The organism is Paenibacillus sp. SEL3 (assembly GCF_054602585.1).
In genome coordinates this window covers 4,608,993-4,626,126 of the sequence record NZ_CM137725.1, presented here as the reverse complement: position 1 = coordinate 4,626,126, position 17,134 = coordinate 4,608,993, and the positions used below count along the sequence as shown (strand labels likewise).

Here is a 17,134-nt window from a genome sequence, read left to right as displayed (position 1 = left end):
GAACACCTCGTTCACACCCTGATTAATCAGCGTGATGTTCCCTCTAGAATCCGACAAATAGATCTAATCTTGAGTGATTTGAAATGATGAATCTTAGAAACGGGGAATGGTATGCGCTCTTTCTTGGCAGGCTAATGTGAGAATACGTAAGAACGGAGAAGAAGCCTGATGAAATATAACCGATTACTATCTGCAAGTATCGCTGTTTCCTTGTTTTGTGCCAGCTTGTGCCCCACAACCTATACAAATACTGCACAAGCCGCATCTTACACCTCCCCTACTCCTACAAAGGGAAGAGCCTATTATGAAGAACGCGGCGACATTGTATGGGAAGTTCCTACCCATCGCAAGTTGATTGCCCTCACATTCGACGACGGACCGGATGGACGCAATACGCCTGCCATTTTGGATTTGCTTAAAGAATACGATGCTAAAGCGACCTTTTTTGTCGTCGGCAGTCGTGTAGAAAAGCTGCCTCAACTTGTCAAGCGGGAACGAGAAGAAGGGCATGAAGTTGGCAACCATACCTTCCTTCACTCATCCTTTCAGTATATTTCTCGCAACAAAGCTCTGTCCGAATTGGATCAAGCTCAGGCGAGCATCATACAGGCAACTGGTGCGGGGACCCATCTTTTTAGGCCGCCCGGCGGCTCCTATACCGATTCGCTGGTCAAGCTCTCCAAGGAGAAAGGGCTGAAAATTATTTTATGGTCCTGGCATCAGGACACCTTAGATTGGCGAAAACCCGGTGTACATCGTATCGCTAATAAGGTCCTTCGCAACGTCCGTAACGGCGACATTGTCCTCATGCACGATTATGTACATCAAAGTACGCAAACCGTTGAAGCCTTGAAAATTATTCTACCTGAGCTCAAGAAGAGAGGTTATACCTTCGTTACGGTATCTGAATTACTCTCTAATCGGGAAAAACCGGATGGGCTGATTGAAGTGAATAAGTGAAAGGAAGAATTAAACTCCGTCAATTATTTGTTGACGGAGTTTTATATAGCGTTGCAGTATGAGACTCTTGGCATTTGGTTTTGAAAAGGATCTCATCCCCCAAAATATAAAAAGCCGCGATTTACGCGGCAATTAAAAGATCATTGCTATACTTCAGTCCAATGTTTTGGAGGCAAGCCATTGCATCATCGTTGTTTTCTTTCCGTTAATCACCTTCGATACTTCGTTGTTATATACGTAAATCCAAGACCAATGGCCGTTGTATTCATACGGTGTTTGGTCGCTCTTCTTGTACAAACCAGAGGTATCCACTACGTTATCAAATAACGACATATGAACATCCTTTGCTCCAGCATTCACTAAACGGTTGTAAGTCGGAACCGTATAATCGTTGGGCGGAACCACGGTGTCGGTTTTGGCAGCCACAAACCAGATCGGCAGGTCCTTCATTTCGTTAATCTGTTCATCGGTTATAAGACTATCCTTCAAGGCTTCACATGCAACCACAGCTGCTGCAAAATAATCTTTATAGTCACGGATCATCAGCATAGTCATGTAACCACCGTTGGAGTCTCCACCAATGTAGATTCGATCTGTATCAATGTCTTTGTTTTGGGCCACGTAATCCTTAATTAAGGACATCAATGCTTGCTCATACTTGGAGGTTCCGTCCCCAAAGCTTGTAAAGCCATCCATCCAGTAGGTTGGGGTCTGAGGTGCCAACACATAAGCCCCGCCAAAATAGGATTGGATATCCTTAGAGGCAAAATTTGCTGCTTTATTTCCGGCAATCGGAATCGTTGGATCGGTACCTCCCTCACCCATACCATGCAGCCAGATCACCAAAGGGTTTTTCACTTTGTCTTTTGCCGGTGCATAGTCTGCGTAGGTTAAAGTAACTCCATCAAAAGTAGATTTACCGGTCGCAAATTGATCAACCAACTTCCGTATCTGTCCTGCGGAAGTATCAATCTTCAAATCGGAAATCGTTCCGGATTTGGTTTTAATAGCTTTTTGCTGCGTGATCGTGTATTTGTTATCATTCCATGCATTAAACCCGGAGCCTGCCGCATCATAATGAATAGCGGAGCTTAGTGTTAATGTCGGACCGATTTCCATTTCCAATACAACATAGCTTCCGGTTTTATTTACAGGATTTCCACTTTTGTCCGATACATAGGCCTTGGTGACTTTCCGGTTGCCATTTTCAATAAAGGGATTTACCAACCGATTGTCGCTTCTTCCCATATGCACCTTAAATGTATCCTTAGTTATCGCATCTTTAGGGACTGGCTTACCCAGGTTAACAATGATCTTCGTAATGGCTGCTCCCCAATCCTTAACTTCCGCAACCGTCCGGTATGAGGTGGGCTGTATCTTTACATCCTTGGCCCATGCACCGGAGCTGAAAACAAGAGTCGTACCGATAGCTAAAGTGAGTAACATAGTTGTCTTAGCAGCCTTTTGAAACCGTTTAAACATGATGTCTTACCTCCCAGATCCATTAATAGAACGCTTACATTGTTTATTTTAATAATCTTTTTAATTTGCATCCTGTCTTTTATTAGCCTAATTCAGGTCAATTACTGACTCCTTGCTCCAGAATACCTCTTGTTCTCTTTTCGATATTGATGCGGTGTTGCCTGGAAAACCTTCTTAAATACCCTGGCAAAAGACTTCTCGTTCGGAAAACCGTGCTCCAACGCAATTTGTATGATGGAATGATCCGTATTCATAAGAACACGATAAGATCTCTCCAGACGGATGGCATTGATATATTGAAATAGAGTCATCCCTACATGCTTCACAAAAAAACGGGACAAATATTCGGGAGATAGTCCAAAAACCTGGGCTATGGAATCCAGGGATAAGCTTTGATCGTAATTCTCTTTGATATAATTGGTTATCAGCGTCAGCCGCTCCAAATATTTATCAGAGTTAAAGCCGGGGATAGATTCATTGTCCATTTTAAAATGCATTAATAACAGATACACCAGTTTATAAGATAGCGATGTTAAATGGATATGTGCTAAAGAATCATTATGCTGATTGAGATAAGCCACAAATAAGGTGTTTAGCAAATCACGCAGCTCCGCAAAATGCTGTAATCTCTGCTCGTTAGTTTCGAAAATGGATATACAGTCAAATGAAATGGGGTTACTGCCGTTGACATTTGCTCTAATAAATTCAGAAGGAATCAGAACGGTTATGGCCTCTCTTCCTTTTCCCTTAGCCACAGAAAAGGAATGAATAGCATTCGAATTAATGAGCACAATATCTCCTTCTTTGGAGCTATAGCTCGCACCATCAATATAGATATGGTCAATTCTTCCTGAAAGTACATAGGATATTTCGATGCTATCGTGCCAATGCCCAGGTATGTATGCTGGTTCATTGGAGGAATGAACTATAATTTTTAACGGAAAATGATTATCTGCCTGGACCAGCTCATATTTGTATTCCAAGTTTATCGCTCCTCTCAGATGTGACCTCATAAATAGAAGAAAATGGCTTCAGCAGAGTGCCGAAACCACTTGTATTTAACCTCCCTCTCTCTATAAACAAAAAAACCTAAGTATAACAAAATACATAAGATCCTTGGATCTTAACATTTTGTTCCTTAGGTTTTGCCTGCGTAACAGTAACAATCCTAGTGCTATTCATTTAATTAAGCTAAGTATATAGTGGGTTGAAACACATGTCAACGCTTTCATTTTAGAGCGTAATGAAGTGAAAAAACTGGATTAATTTTCGCCTATAAACGTTTTTGAACTTAACTCTTATTTTATAACATGGTTTGTTCCCTGTTCAGAAAATTTCATTTGCCTATATTCATTCATATTCCCGAGATTGTGATTTTTTATGTGATTTTTTGTGATTCAAATAACGAAATATTCATCACATATCGGCCTCATCAACAATTTCCTTCTATTGTATATTGAGGCATAGGAAGTAGCAATGATATTTCTGAAATTTAATATTCTCTAAAATACCTCTTCCTAAACAGCTGGCATTTTAACGATCACATATCATAATTGTGGCTTGGTAACTTGGAAAAATGTACTGAAATTAATTTATTGACATGAAACCAGTTACATATTTTAATCTTGTTTTGTAGCGAGAGATCATAGATAAGCATGTGACCAACTCGTTTTGAATTTTTTTAAAGACATTTTAAATGTCCATTATAAAGTATTTAAAAAAAGAGTTTTATGAATTTCACAGGAGGCGAATTTGATGGGAATATTAGGTGGATATATTGACCACGTGCGTTTTGATGGGTTCGTATTTTATCATTAGCGCAATTGTATATTCGCAAAAGTTCAAATTCTGGTGGAAAACATGCAAGTGAAATACGTCGATCATTGCAATCAGAAGGATAAACAAGACAAACAAAAAACAGGAGGGTAATAAGTATGATTAAACTTGTAGTCACTGATCTAGACGGAACATTTCTGAACAATAAAAGTTTGTACGATGTCGAACTTTTCAAAAAAGTTTATGCAGAGATGCAGCAAAAAGAAGTCACATTTGTCGCATGTACAGGTAAACAATGTGAACGTGTTGAAAAATTGTTTGACGAACATGGCAAGGGAGTTTGGATATTGGGTGACAGTGCTGCTCGAATTAAAAAAGATGGCCAAGTGGTTAAAGAGTTTAGTATTGATCGAGATCTAGCTCTACAGGCAATTGATCAAATTCAAGACTTCGACAACAATATGACACTTATTGTATGTGCTAGTGATGCTGCGTACGTTCATTCTTCCATTTCAGAAGACATGTATAACGTTGTTAAAGGCTCCTATGAACGTGTATTAAAAACAGACTCCTTTGCAAACATAGATAGCTGTTTTATCAAAATTACGGTCTTCGACACGGAGGGACGAAGTACAGCATTAAGAGCGCATGTTGAGAATACGTTGGGTGGGAAAATTTATATTGTTGATTCAGAAGCTAGATGGCTGGATATCACGGCATTGCATACGCATAAAGGTGAGACAGTAAAGAAACTGCAAGAAATGTTGGGCGTCACATACGAGGAAACAATGTCATTTGGTGACGGCGAGAATGATGTGGAACTCATGGCAATTGCGAAATACAGTTTTGCAGTGAGTAATGCTTGTGAAAATACTAAAAAGGCAGCAAACTTCATTACTAAGTCAAACGAAGAAAATGGTGTTCTTCTCACGATTCAAAAAATACTGGATTTGCAGTGATCCTTTCCTTGTCTGTCAACTGGTATTGCATTATGTAAAAGAGGGGGCAATGGTGTGATTGCCCCGCTCATGAAAATGATCAGCATATCGTATCAAATTAATAGCAATGCATTATTAGCGAAGCAAAACGTCAATTTACAGTTAATAAGTATTTAGAAATATTCGTTGAATATAGCATCCTTCATCTTGAACAAGCTGATGACATTGAAATCTTTCACTTGCTTGCCTTTTCAGGGATACGATCTGGGGAACTCTGTGCTTTAAAAGATACGGACTTTAACTTTGAATTAAATGAGTTACGAATAACCAAGACACTTTACAATCCTGATAATAATATGCGTAAATACATTCTAACTCCACCCAAATCTACAGGATCTATTCGTAAATTTAATATAATTGATAACGTTATGAATTTGCTCCAAAGACACATTGTTAAACAACAAGCTTTCAGACTTGAATGCAAGAAATTATTTGATGATTATCATGAAAACAACTTTGTTTTTGCCCACAAGAACGGCTACCCACTCATTCAAAAAAATATATTAATCCGTATGGAACGTATTCTCAAGAAAACCTCAATTAAAAAGAAAGCTACTCCTCACATTTTTCGGCACACTCACATATCGATGCTGACTGAAGCTGAAGTTGATATCAAAACAATCATGAAGCGAGTTGGTCATGATGACGCAAAAACGACATTGAAAGTCTATACACACGTTACGGAGAAAATGAAGAAAAATGCCAATGCGAAGATTAAAAATCACTTCTCAGACATCCTTCAAATCTGACTCGTTGCAGAGAATGTGATTTTTATGTGATTTTATAGAAAAAGGCTCCCTCTCGGGAGCCCTTTAAATAGCGGTATTACAGGGTTTTGAGGCCCTAATTACATCATGCCGCCCATTCCACCCATGCCGCCCATGTCAGGCATTGCAGCCTTTTCTGGTTCTGGCTTGTCAGCGATAACCGCTTCAGTAGTCAGGAACATTGCCGCTACGGAAGCAGCGTTTTGCAATGCATAACGAGTTACTTTCGCAGGGTCAACGATACCAGCGTCGATCATGTTTACCCAGTCGCCAGTAGCTGCGTTAAAGCCTACGCCAACTTCTTCGCGTTTCAGACGCTCAACGATTACAGAGCCTTCTTCACCTGCGTTAGCAGCAATGGTGCGGATTGGAGCTTCCAGAGCGCGCAACACGATGTTCACGCCTGTTTGCTCGTCGCCTTGCAGTTCAACAGCTGCAACTGCTTTGTATACGTTCAGGAGCGCTACACCACCACCGGATACGATACCTTCTTCAACCGCAGCACGGGTTGCGTTCAGAGCATCTTCGATGCGCAGTTTGCGTTCTTTCAATTCTGTTTCAGTAGCCGCACCGACTTTGATGACTGCTACGCCGCCGGACAATTTAGCCAGACGCTCTTGCAGTTTCTCTTTGTCGAACTCGGAAGTGGTTTCTTCCAGTTGCGTACGGATTTGGCTAACACGAGCGTCGATGTCGGCTTTGTTTCCAGCACCGTCAACCACAATCGTATTTTCTTTTGTGATACGCACTTGACGTGCTGTACCCAGTTGGTCTACGGAAGCTGTTTTCAGGTCCAGACCCAGTTCTTCCGTGATCACTTGACCGCCTGTCAGGGCAGCGATATCTTGCAACATTGCTTTACGACGGTCACCAAAGCCTGGAGCTTTAACAGCTACAGCGTTGAATGTACCACGCAGTTTGTTAACAACCAGCATAGCCAGCGCTTCGCCTTCGATGTCTTCAGCGATCAGAACGAGTGGCTTGCCTTGTTGTACAATTTTTTCAAGCAATGGCAGGATTTCTTGTGTGTTTGTGATTTTTTTGTCTGTGATCAGGATATACGGATTGTCCAGTACAGCTTCCATTTTGTCCGTATCTGTAATCATGTACGGGGAAATGTAGCCACGGTCAAATTGCATACCTTCAACCACTTCCAGCTCTGTTGCAAACCCGCGGGATTCTTCAACCGTGATTACACCGTCTTTGCCCACTTTTTCCATAGCTTCAGCGATCAGTTCGCCTACTTCGTCATCAGCAGCGGAAATACCAGCTACTTGAGCAATGGATTGTTTGCTTTCGATTGGTTTGGAGATGGCTTGCAGTTCAGCAACAGCCGCTTTAACCGCTTTGTCGATCCCTTTACGGATACCGATTGGGCTAGCGCCAGCAGTTACGTTTTTCAGGCCTTCTGTGATGAGGGCTTGAGCCAAAACAGTAGCAGTAGTCGTACCATCACCAGCTACATCGTTCGTTTTGGTCGCTACTTCTTTAACCAGTTGAGCGCCCATGTTTTCGAACGCGTCTTCCAGCTCGATTTCTTTTGCAATCGTTACACCGTCATTAGTGATGAGCGGGCTACCGAATTTTTTCTCCAGTACAACGTTACGGCCTTTCGGTCCGAGTGTTACTTTAACAGCGTTAGCCAATGCGTCAACCCCGCGCAGCATAGAGCGACGAGCGTCTTCACTGAATTTAATATCTTTAGCCATTTGTGATAAACCTCCCTATGGATTATGAATGATTTGTTTCAATTCCTATATTCAGGTCTTGTCCGGGTTCCGGTTAACCGATGATCGCGTGGATATCGCTTTCTTTCATAATCAAATATTCTTTACCTTCATATTTGATTTCCGTTCCAGCGTATTTAGAGAAAATGACACGGTCGCCTTCTTTTACTTCCAGAGGAATACGGGCACCGTCTTTCAATGCGCCTGCGCCAACCGCGATAATTTTGCCTTCTTGCGGCTTTTCCTTGGCAGAGTCAGGAAGTACGATCCCGAAGGAAGTCGTTGTCTCTTGCTCAATTGCTTCCACCAATACGCGTTCACCCAAAGGTTTGATCATGAAAAAATAGCCTCCTTATTAAGTGTTTTATCCTGTAATTTGGTTGTTATGTTGTATGTATTAGCACTCGACAGTCGTCAGTGCTAACAACCAACTTTATGATACTCAACTTGGGATTGAATTTCAAGTCCCTAATGTATTTTTTATGGGAATTTTTATGGACAGCCCTTCCCGATTATATCCATCTATCTGAAAAATAACCGTTAACTCAAGGCTAATGGTTATTTTTCAGGGGACTAAGCCGCTACTGTTCATGCTCTGTACATAGTCATGATATACAAATGCTATTCATCATCTGCAAGTTGCCATGAAGCGCGACCCGAATAAATTATTTACTGAGCCATTCAAGTCCTGCCTTATTATTCTGAAGCTACACGCAATTGAGCCTCACGTTCCTCCTGTGCACGCAGTTGCTTGCGGTACACGACCGAAGACAAGTACACGCTCACTTCATATAACACCAGCAACGGAATCGCCACCAAAAAATCGGAAATAAAATCCGGCGGGGTAATGACAACCGCGACAAACACCAGCAGAAAATAAGAAATCTTCCGCCATTTGCGAAGCCGCATTGGTGTTAAAACATGAATCCCCGTCAGAAACATGATAAGCAGGGGGAGCTCAAACAGTAGCGCTACAGGCAGTACAATATTAAACATAAAGGTGAAATATTGTGCGATCCCGTACGTTTCCTGTAATCCCATACTTTTGGTGACAGACGATGTAAACTGAATCGCCATCGGGAAAATAATGAAATAAGCAAAAGCTGTCCCAATGATGAATAAAAGCAGCACATAAGGCACATACCGCAAAGTCGCACTTCGTTCTTGCGGCCTTAATCCCGGGCTGACAAATTTCCACAGTTGGTAGCATGCAAACGGTAGCGCCACCGCAATCCCGATGATCATGGCAATCTTCATGTAGATACCAATCCCGTCCCAAAAGGAAAACGCGTTTAACTGAAAAGCTTGCGCCGAACCGGAGCGAATAAGCCAGTCATAGACAGAACCCGCCGCGAACAGACCACCAGCCAGTGCCAATACAAATACAATTAGCACATAAATTATTCTGCGGCGAAGCTCACCCAGATGTTCCATTAACGGCATTTCATGCTCTGATGGGGTCAAATCCACTCCTCCTTTCTGAACGGAACGCAGCAGCGCCTCCTAAAAAATAAAGCCCTTCACTGAAGAAGAGGCTTTTGTTTAGTACAAGATCAAGAATCGATCACTAAATCTATGACAAGCGTTTATCCTCAGACTGAGGCTGAGGTTGAACTTCTGAAGACGTCGTTTGTGATGCTTTGACCACACTATCTTTGCTGTCTTTACGCTCAGTCCGTTCATCTTCTGATAAAATATCGCGTGCCCCGTTTTTAAACTCACGGAATGTACGCCCTACAGCTCGACCCAGCTCAGGCAGCTTGTTCGGACCAAATAGCAGCAGCGCCAGAATAATTAACAAAATATAACCCGGTGCTCCAATATTGGGCATGTGTAGTAATCCTCCTTATGTTGACGAACAAAATAAGAATCTTTGTCCGTTTTACGGCCTTATAAATTCTTATAGGTATCATACCACACACGATGTGCTGCCTTCTACCGGAACTGACCTGTCACCATAAGCAACGCTTCTGGAAGCTGGTCCATTATCGCCGCCAAATTTTCATGCACGCCTTTGGGCGTTCCTGGCAAATTGACGATCAGTGTACGTCCGCGTATTCCCACGATTCCACGGAATAGCATAGCCGCTGGATTTTTCTGCATCACGATCATTCTCATGGCCTCTGCCATACCCGGCACTTCCCGTTCCACGACCCGCCGAGTCGCCTCGGGTGTCACATCACGAATGGCCAGCTCAGTCCCGCCCGTAGTTAGTACCAGGTCTGCATGAAAATAATCGGTCATTTCGATTAAAGCTGCAATAATTTCATCCGGTTCATCGGGAACGATCCGGTATTCCACAATCTCTCCGCCCAGTTCTTCTTCGATGAGTTCCCGGATGACCTGTGCGCTTGTATCCTCACGCTCTCCCCTTGCCCCTTTATCACTGGCTGTTAGGATCGCCGTTTTCCACACCATAAGATCACCCTTCTCCTATCATGAAAGAATACTTTCTCTTCTGAAAATCAGAAACAGCCACGCTGCATCCTGCATCACATCACAGTACCCTCTCGGCGACAATGTTTATCTATGTCAAGGTTCCCGGTGGTCCTCCCGTTGAAAATCCCCATGCTTGCCACCTGTTTTGGATTGCAGCATGGTAGGGCCGATGATCATATCTTTTTGCAGCGCCTTGCACATATCATACACGGTTAACGCTGCGGCTGAAGCCGCTGTCAAAGCTTCCATTTCTACACCTGTCTTACCTTCGGTCTTCACTTCAACTTCAATATGAAGCACATCATGTCCATTATCGGAAAAAGTAATGTTCACGCCTGTCAGAGCCAGTGGATGACACATCGGTATCCAGTCTGACGTTTTTTTCGCGCCTTGAATCCCTGCGACCTGGGCCACAGCAAGAACATCACCCTTGCCGATTCTTCCTTCTTTTACAGCCGTCAATGTAGCCGGATTCATCGTAATCTGAGTCACGGCAACTGCTGTACGAACCGTAGACGTTTTACCCGAAATATCTACCATACGAGCACGTCCCTGTTCGTTAAAATGAGTAAAGGAATCCACGACTCCCTCACAGCTCCTTTCACATACCCAACTTTACTTCAATCATCATTTGTCAATTTTGCATAATCACAATCTAAGCGTCCATCCAGAGTAAACAGCACGTCCACTCGCAAATCCCTTGGCTCCATGGGCACCTGTGTCAGCAATTGTCCCGGCAGTAGCAGCGAGACATACAGCGGACCTACATGGCTGTTGTTACGCTTCTCTGCCTCTACCTGTACGGTAAAGCGGTCATAATAGCCTCCGCCGTAGCCAATCCTGCCCCCACGACGATCAAAGGCCAAGCCAGGCACAACAACCCAATCAATTCCCGTCCACATTTCAGGCGACCATTCCTTGCATGTCAAAGCAGGCTCAGGGATGTTCCAGATGCCGGGTACAATATCTCCGTTCTGATCCATCTCCCTCAGCTCCATCGTCCGAGTTACCGAATCCACTCTTGGGGCCAGGACACGATCTCCCTGTGACCAGCAATGCTCAATGAGGGGAGTCGTCGAAATCTCGCTGCCAAAAGAGAGATAACTAAATAAGGTTAGCTTATCTCCGTTTCTGTCTATTCTAAGCTGCTCCCATGCCTCGATTGCATGCCGACAGGCCACAGCCGATGCCTTCTGCCTTGTCAGCGGGTCCATGGAGTCACGCGCCTCCCGTTGCTGTAAACGCAGCGCGTTCTTCACATTACAGACATCCATCACATCCGCCCTCCCGGACAATCGTCGATAATCTTTAAAACGTTGCTATTGTCCCATTTGTCAGTAAGTGCTGTACGTTGCAAGTTTTTTTCATTCTTTTTCACTTCTCGCTTAAGTTTATCATTGTTTATACAAATTGACTACACGCGGCTCAAGGGTTTACAGGGTGAAAGCAGTGCAATAGTGGGTAATTTCATGTAAACTGGAAGGAAGGTACCTGCGAAAAAAGCAGGTAGAACTGTGCAAAATGTAATGGAGGAACGATACGCTATGCTATTGCAAGTAACCGGAATTACTAAATCTTATGGAATTGAGCCCGTTCTGAACGGGATTAACCTTCAAATATTAGAACGTGAACGTATTGGACTCGTAGGTGTAAACGGGGCAGGCAAATCGACCCTGCTCAAAATCATTGCTGGTGAAATATCCTATGACAGTGGACAAATTTTCAAGGCGAAGGAGACCAGCATCGGTTATCTGGCGCAAAACAGCGGCTTGAATTCTGATCGTTCTATCTGGGGGGAAATGATGCTGGTGTTCACTCCGCTGATTGAAGCGGAACGGGAACTGCGGCAAATGGAACAGGACATCGCTGACCTGGCCAATGCTCAAAACGAAAAACGCTACGCAGATCTGCTGGAACGCTATGCACGTCGTTCAGACTGGTTCAAGGATCACGGTGGTTATGAAATGGAGACCCGTATTCGCAGCGTGCTGCACGGTATGGGCTTTGGCTCATTTGCACCTGAGACGCCTGTAGCTACTCTGAGCGGAGGACAGAAAACTCGGCTTGCGCTAGCGCGCATCCTACTGCTCGCACCAGATGTCCTTATGCTCGATGAGCCTACCAACTATCTGGATATTCAAACACTGACCTGGTTAGAGGACTATTTGCGCGGCTACTCCGGTTCTCTGCTGGTCGTATCACATGACCGTTATTTCCTGGACCGACTGGTAACGACGATTATTGAAATCGAACGCCATCGTTCTACCCGATATACAGGCAACTACAGCCGCTACATGGAGCTGAAGGCTGCCGAGTACGAAACGAATCTTAAGCATTACGAAAAGCAGCAAGGAGAAATTGCCCGTTTAGAAGCATTCGTACAACGTAATATTGTGCGGGCTTCCACGACCAAACGCGCTCAAAGTCGGCGCAAGCAGTTAGATAAAATGGAGCGTATGGATCGACCCATGGGAGACTTGAAAAAGGCTCATTTTTCCTTTGAAACAGCCCATATGTCAGGTAAGGAAGTACTGGAGGTCCGTGACCTCTCTGTGGGATATGAAGGGAAAAAGCCTTTATTCCAGCACGCATCGTTCGACTTAAAACGTGGAGATACCGTGGCACTGATTGGTCCGAACGGGATCGGAAAATCGACGTTGCTCAAATGTCTGACCGGATCACTTAAACCTGCTGCGGGCTCCATCCACTGGGGCACGAAAATCAAAATCGGTCTGTATGACCAGGAGCAGACGAACCTGAACCCTGCCAATACCGTACTGGAGGAGTTGTGGAGCGAGTATCCTCATATGGAAGAAGCACGTATTCGTACAGTGCTGGGTAATTTCCTGTTTAGCGGTGACGATGTACTGAAGAAGGTAGCTTCATTAAGCGGAGGGGAAAAAGCCCGCGTATCTCTGGCCAAGCTCATGCTGCGCGAAGCCAACGTATTAATTCTCGATGAGCCTACCAACCATCTGGATCTGTTTAGCAAGGAAGTGCTGGAAGCGGCTTTGATGGACTATGACGGTACACTGTTGTTCATTTCCCATGACCGTTATTTCCTGAACAAAATGGCGGAACGTGTCATCGAGCTTCATCCTGGAGGGATAGAACATTTCCTGGGGAATTATGATGACTATGTAGCCAAAAAGCAGGAATTGGAGGAAATTGCACAGGAAGCTTTGGAGGCAAATCAGGCCGCACGCGGCAAAACATCGGCTACCTCTGCATCCGTGACAGACGAGACCACATCCAAATCACGCGCCGCCACCTATGCTGCAGACAAACAAGCCAAAAGCGAGGAACGTAGCCGTCAACGCAAGCTGGAGGCATTGGAAAACCAGATCAAAACGCTGGAAGAACAAATTTTAGGGCTGGAGGAACAAATGACCCTACCTGAGATTTATCAGGATTACACAGCGCTTCAGAATATTCAGGCACAGCTCGACACCCATAAACAGGAATTGACTGAAACCTATGCCTCTTGGGAAGAGCTGTTAGAAGAATAGACACTACTGCATAAAATATTAGCCTTAAAAATTTCACATTTTCCTCTTCTATTTTTTTGTACACAAGATTATCCACAACTTATGTGTATGAGTGAGATTGAAAAATGGCCTTTTGGGCCATTTTTTTATTGATAAAAAGCCACTTTCAAATGAAAACCAAATTTATCCACCCTTTTATCCACATTATCCACAGATTTCACAAGAACTAAAGGTGTTACATATCCCCCAACTTGCTATCTCCAAAAAGTCTTAGCCTGCTTGCTTCGGGCTGGGTTATCCACATTTGAAACGGTATATGTGGATAACTTTGTTCACAACTTGACAAATCACATCATTATTCGGGCAATATCAAAATTCCAGATTTTTTTGATGGATTATGAAAAATCGTGAACCATTGTGACGAATCATGTGAGGGAATGAGATGCTGCCATTCTTTTGCTCAAACTCCTGTATTTTATCCTCTTGAATTTATATTTTTATGATCGTTATGGTGCGGAACAAAAAAGACACGGCTCAACTGTGCCATGTCTTGCTCATTCTTCTTCAATTAAGTTTGGACAGACCATTCTTCCAGAGACAGCCCTGGATCAGCCTTCATATCCAATGAGGTAAATTCCCCGCGCTTCCATTTGGCGTAGGCCGCAGCGCCGATCATCGCTGCATTATCTGTGCAATATTTCATTGATGGTACAAGCAGCTCGATTCCTTCGCGCTCACAGCGCTCCCGCAATGCTGTACGCAGTCCGCGATTAGCAGCCACACCGCCACAAAGCAGGAGCTGCTTCGCACCGTATTCACGCATGGCACGAATCGCCTTTTCCACCAGCACCTCGACGACCGACTCTTGAAAACCTCTTGCGATCGCTCCGACATGAACGGTTTCTCCGCGCATTTTCGTCTGGTTAATTACATTCAGCACCGCCGATTTCAAACCACTAAAGCTAAAGTCATAAGAATCTGGCTCCAGCCATGCACGCGGCAAAGTAACCACTTCCTCCGATTCATGAGCCACACGATCCACATGCGGACCGCCGGGATACGGAAATCCAATGGCTCTCGCTACTTTGTCGTAGGCTTCCCCAACCGCATCATCCCTTGTACGACCAATGAGTTGAAAATGACCTTCGGACTCCATCAGCACTAGCTCTGTATGTCCTCCTGACACAACGAGAGCAATGCACGGATATACGATATCATGCTCCAACTGATTGGCATAAATATGTCCCGCGATATGATGCGTCCCGATTAACGGCTTGCCGAATGCCAAAGCAGCACTCTTAGCGGCGACAATACCAACCAGCAATGCGCCAACCAGTCCTGGTCCTTGTGTCACGGCAACCGCCGAAATCTCACGAGGGGTAATTCCCGATGTTTGCATGGCCTCGTCCAGCATATAGGTGATGCTCTCTACATGTTTGCGTGAAGCCACCTCTGGTACAACACCACCAAAGGCTTTGTGTGTTTCAATCTGACTGGAAATCAGATTCGAGAGCACCTCTGTGCCATTTTTCACGACAGAAACAGCCGTTTCATCACAGCTCGTTTCCACTGCCAGTATATAGCAAGGCTCGCTGGAGGCGGAGCCTGTACCTGCTTTTTCCTCTTGCGTCATTGCTTCTGCACGCTTCCTTCCTGTTCACCGGATGCCCCATGCGCGGGAAGATCCGCCCACATGATCACGGCATCCTCGTTATTATCCGAATAATAGCCTTTGCGCACACCCGCGGGCTTAAAGCCTTTTTTCTCATACAAGCCCTGAGCGATCCGGTTCGTTACCCGCACCTCTAGCGTCATACGTTCCATCCCTAAATAAGAGGCGGTCTGCATCAGCTCATTCAACAGCTTGTCTCCAAGCTTGCGTCCGCGATAAGCCTCACGAATCGCAATATTCGTAATATGGGCCTCATCCATAATCGTCCACATGCCTGCGTAACCAATGGCTTGTCCGTCTAGTTCCATAATCATATATTTAGCGAAATGATTCATCGTCAGCTCATTGCGGAATGCTTCCTCCGTCCACGGTAGCGTGAACGCTTCATGCTCAATCTCCAGCACATCGGGAATATCATCCAGTTGCATCAAGCGAAACTCAAGTTTCTCTTCCCTCTGTATGTTCTTTGCCATGTTGTTCACCGCTCTCTTCAGCGCTGACGAAGCAGATTGGCTTCCGCCTCCGCCAGCTGGGTATAATTAGGAACCAGCGTATGTAGCTCGTCATGTTCCTGACGAAGCAGCTTATCCGCCCCAAGGCGGCCAACCCATCTTCCTTCCAGCTCATAAGGTACAATACGAAGCTCGCTCCAAGCACGCAGACGCTCAGCTGTTTCGGCGTGAACCGTCGTTTCACCGACTAGCCAAATGACTGGAGGACGCTCTTCAGAGGGCAAAGCCTCCAGCCGTTGCAGCAGGTCATCGGTCCAAGCAGTCATTAAGCGAATTGCATCTGGCTCCAGCCGTTGCGGACTCTCGACGTCGTCAACTGTATTCACGGCGAACAGCCCCGTGTAAACCTGACCACGGCGCGCATCCAGCACAGGCACAATCCAGTCTGCTGCCTGCGCTCCGGACGAACCGTTATTCACAGACTCATTTTTATCTTCTTGTCCCTTCATCTCGATGCCGCGATTCCAACCACCCCACGCCAAAGCGTGCAAAGTCGATATGGACGTCACCGGGATACCCCAGGCCCAAGCGAGTGTTTTGGCTGCAGTCACCGCAATCCGGATACCGGTATAAGACCCCGGTCCAACACCAACTGCAATACCATCTACATCATCTCGTGTCAGCTCTTCTTCAGTCAGCAGTCGTTCCAGCTCGGTAATCACATGCACGGAGTGATTACGTTCGCCATAGACGTTGCTTTCTCCCAGCAATTCTCTTCCGTTCATCAGAGCGGCCGCCATCACGGTCGTCGCTGTATCTAACGTCAAAAACCGCTCACGCGGCTTTACATTCACATCTGTATGCTCTCTTTGCATGGTTCAAACTCCATTCTCCCGCAAACTGCGGCACCATTGTTCATAAGGCTCGCCGTACCCGGTCAGGTGAATCAAGCGCTCCCCCACATCCGTTGTTTCTATATACATGTGAAGCCGCTGCTCCGGCAATATATCCGGTATAATACTACCCCATTCCACCAGACATACTCCTGTCCCGTAAAAATATTCGTCCAGCCCGAGATCCTCCGCCTCATCCTGGGAAATCCGGTACACATCCATATGATACAAAGGCAATCGGCCCTCGTACTCCTTAATGAGGGTAAAGGTTGGACTATTTACGATACCCGGCACACCTAAATGGCTGGCAAAAGCCTTGGAAAAAGCAGTTTTGCCCGCCCCCAGATCTCCATCCAGCACAATCACTGTTCCGGGAACCGCTTTGGCTGCCAAAAAACATGCCAATGCCCCGGTCTGTGCCTCTGAGACAGAACGGAACGTAAACTGTTCCTGCGAAATTGTCATATATTTTAATCACCT

Annotated in this window: 16 protein-coding genes and 1 pseudogene; 4 read left to right on the top strand and 13 right to left on the bottom strand. The window is 45.1% G+C overall.

Annotated elements, in window-relative coordinates; all coding sequences use genetic code 11:
• Positions 1-168 precede the first annotated feature (168 nt).
• Complete coding sequence (locus ACYCS5_RS21290; RefSeq protein WP_165144877.1) at positions 169-960, top strand: polysaccharide deacetylase family protein; 792 nt, start codon at positions 169-171, stop codon at positions 958-960.
• Between the two features lie 153 nt (positions 961-1,113).
• Here ACYCS5_RS21290 and ACYCS5_RS21285 read toward each other — a convergent pair whose 3' ends face one another.
• Both ACYCS5_RS21285 and ACYCS5_RS21280 read right to left on the bottom strand, forming a co-directional pair.
• Positions 1,114-2,442, bottom strand: coding sequence for a prolyl oligopeptidase family serine peptidase (locus tag ACYCS5_RS21285; RefSeq protein WP_459760087.1), 1,329 nt, complete (start codon positions 2,440-2,442; stop codon positions 1,114-1,116).
• A 101-nt stretch (positions 2,443-2,543) separates the two neighbouring features.
• Complete coding sequence (locus ACYCS5_RS21280; RefSeq protein ID WP_029516309.1) at positions 2,544-3,425, bottom strand: AraC family transcriptional regulator; 882 nt, start codon at positions 3,423-3,425, stop codon at positions 2,544-2,546.
• Between the two features lie 951 nt (positions 3,426-4,376).
• Between ACYCS5_RS21280 and ACYCS5_RS21275 the strand changes: the two genes are divergently transcribed.
• Complete coding sequence (locus tag ACYCS5_RS21275) at positions 4,377-5,177, top strand: Cof-type HAD-IIB family hydrolase (RefSeq protein ID WP_165144873.1); 801 nt, start codon at positions 4,377-4,379, stop codon at positions 5,175-5,177.
• Positions 5,178-5,377: 200 nt separating this feature from the next.
• Positions 5,378-5,965: pseudogene (locus tag ACYCS5_RS21270) on the top strand (site-specific integrase); the annotation flags it as partial.
• A gap of 98 nt (positions 5,966-6,063) precedes the next feature.
• On the opposite strand, the gene groL reads toward ACYCS5_RS21270, so the two are convergent.
• From groL to ACYCS5_RS21235, 7 genes are all read right to left on the bottom strand, one after another.
• Positions 6,064-7,692: a chaperonin GroEL gene (groL, locus tag ACYCS5_RS21265; protein WP_013309215.1), complete on the bottom strand. Its 1,629-nt coding sequence runs from the start codon at positions 7,690-7,692 to the stop codon at positions 6,064-6,066.
• A 73-nt stretch (positions 7,693-7,765) separates the two neighbouring features.
• Positions 7,766-8,047 carry a co-chaperone GroES gene (gene groES, locus ACYCS5_RS21260; protein ID WP_007429271.1) on the bottom strand — a complete coding sequence of 94 codons (282 nt, stop codon included), beginning with the start codon at positions 8,045-8,047 and terminating at the stop codon, positions 7,766-7,768.
• 359 nt (positions 8,048-8,406) lie between these two features.
• On the bottom strand, positions 8,407-9,174 hold the full coding sequence (tatC, locus tag ACYCS5_RS21255; RefSeq protein ID WP_069011109.1) for a twin-arginine translocase subunit TatC: 768 nt from the start codon (positions 9,172-9,174) through the stop codon (positions 8,407-8,409).
• A 109-nt stretch (positions 9,175-9,283) separates the two neighbouring features.
• Positions 9,284-9,541, bottom strand: a complete 258-nt coding sequence (locus tag ACYCS5_RS21250) for a twin-arginine translocase TatA/TatE family subunit (RefSeq protein ID WP_039269589.1) — start codon at positions 9,539-9,541, stop codon at positions 9,284-9,286.
• A gap of 104 nt (positions 9,542-9,645) precedes the next feature.
• Positions 9,646-10,128, bottom strand: coding sequence for a MogA/MoaB family molybdenum cofactor biosynthesis protein (locus tag ACYCS5_RS21245; protein ID WP_013309212.1), 483 nt, complete (start codon positions 10,126-10,128; stop codon positions 9,646-9,648).
• 114 nt (positions 10,129-10,242) lie between these two features.
• Positions 10,243-10,731: a cyclic pyranopterin monophosphate synthase MoaC gene (gene moaC / locus ACYCS5_RS21240; RefSeq protein WP_029516247.1), complete on the bottom strand. Its 489-nt coding sequence runs from the start codon at positions 10,729-10,731 to the stop codon at positions 10,243-10,245.
• 38 nt (positions 10,732-10,769) lie between these two features.
• Positions 10,770-11,423 carry a 5-formyltetrahydrofolate cyclo-ligase gene (locus tag ACYCS5_RS21235; RefSeq protein WP_322251311.1) on the bottom strand — a complete coding sequence of 218 codons (654 nt, stop codon included), beginning with the start codon at positions 11,421-11,423 and terminating at the stop codon, positions 10,770-10,772.
• 270 nt (positions 11,424-11,693) lie between these two features.
• Here ACYCS5_RS21235 and ACYCS5_RS21230 point away from each other — a divergent pair, with 270 nt between their 5' ends.
• Positions 11,694-13,658, top strand: coding sequence for an ABC-F family ATP-binding cassette domain-containing protein (locus tag ACYCS5_RS21230; RefSeq protein ID WP_340887070.1), 1,965 nt, complete (start codon positions 11,694-11,696; stop codon positions 13,656-13,658).
• Positions 13,659-14,205: 547 nt separating this feature from the next.
• Here ACYCS5_RS21230 and tsaD read toward each other — a convergent pair.
• From tsaD to tsaE, 4 genes are read right to left on the bottom strand one after another with little or no spacing between them, the layout of a single operon-like run.
• Entirely contained in the window at positions 14,206-15,270 is a 1,065-nt protein-coding gene (gene tsaD, locus ACYCS5_RS21225; protein WP_208332462.1) for a tRNA (adenosine(37)-N6)-threonylcarbamoyltransferase complex transferase subunit TsaD, read from the bottom strand.
• Entirely contained in the window at positions 15,267-15,782 is a 516-nt protein-coding gene (rimI, locus tag ACYCS5_RS21220; RefSeq protein WP_029516243.1) for a ribosomal protein S18-alanine N-acetyltransferase, read from the bottom strand. The genes tsaD and rimI overlap by 4 nt, the downstream gene beginning before the upstream one ends.
• 17 nt (positions 15,783-15,799) lie before the next feature.
• Positions 15,800-16,636 carry a tRNA (adenosine(37)-N6)-threonylcarbamoyltransferase complex dimerization subunit type 1 TsaB gene (gene tsaB / locus ACYCS5_RS21215; protein WP_340884694.1) on the bottom strand — a complete coding sequence of 279 codons (837 nt, stop codon included), beginning with the start codon at positions 16,634-16,636 and terminating at the stop codon, positions 15,800-15,802.
• 3 nt (positions 16,637-16,639) lie between these two features.
• A complete protein-coding gene (gene tsaE, locus ACYCS5_RS21210) occupies positions 16,640-17,119 on the bottom strand; it encodes a tRNA (adenosine(37)-N6)-threonylcarbamoyltransferase complex ATPase subunit type 1 TsaE (protein WP_340884691.1) in 480 nt (159 codons plus the stop codon).
• Positions 17,120-17,134 lie beyond the last annotated feature (15 nt).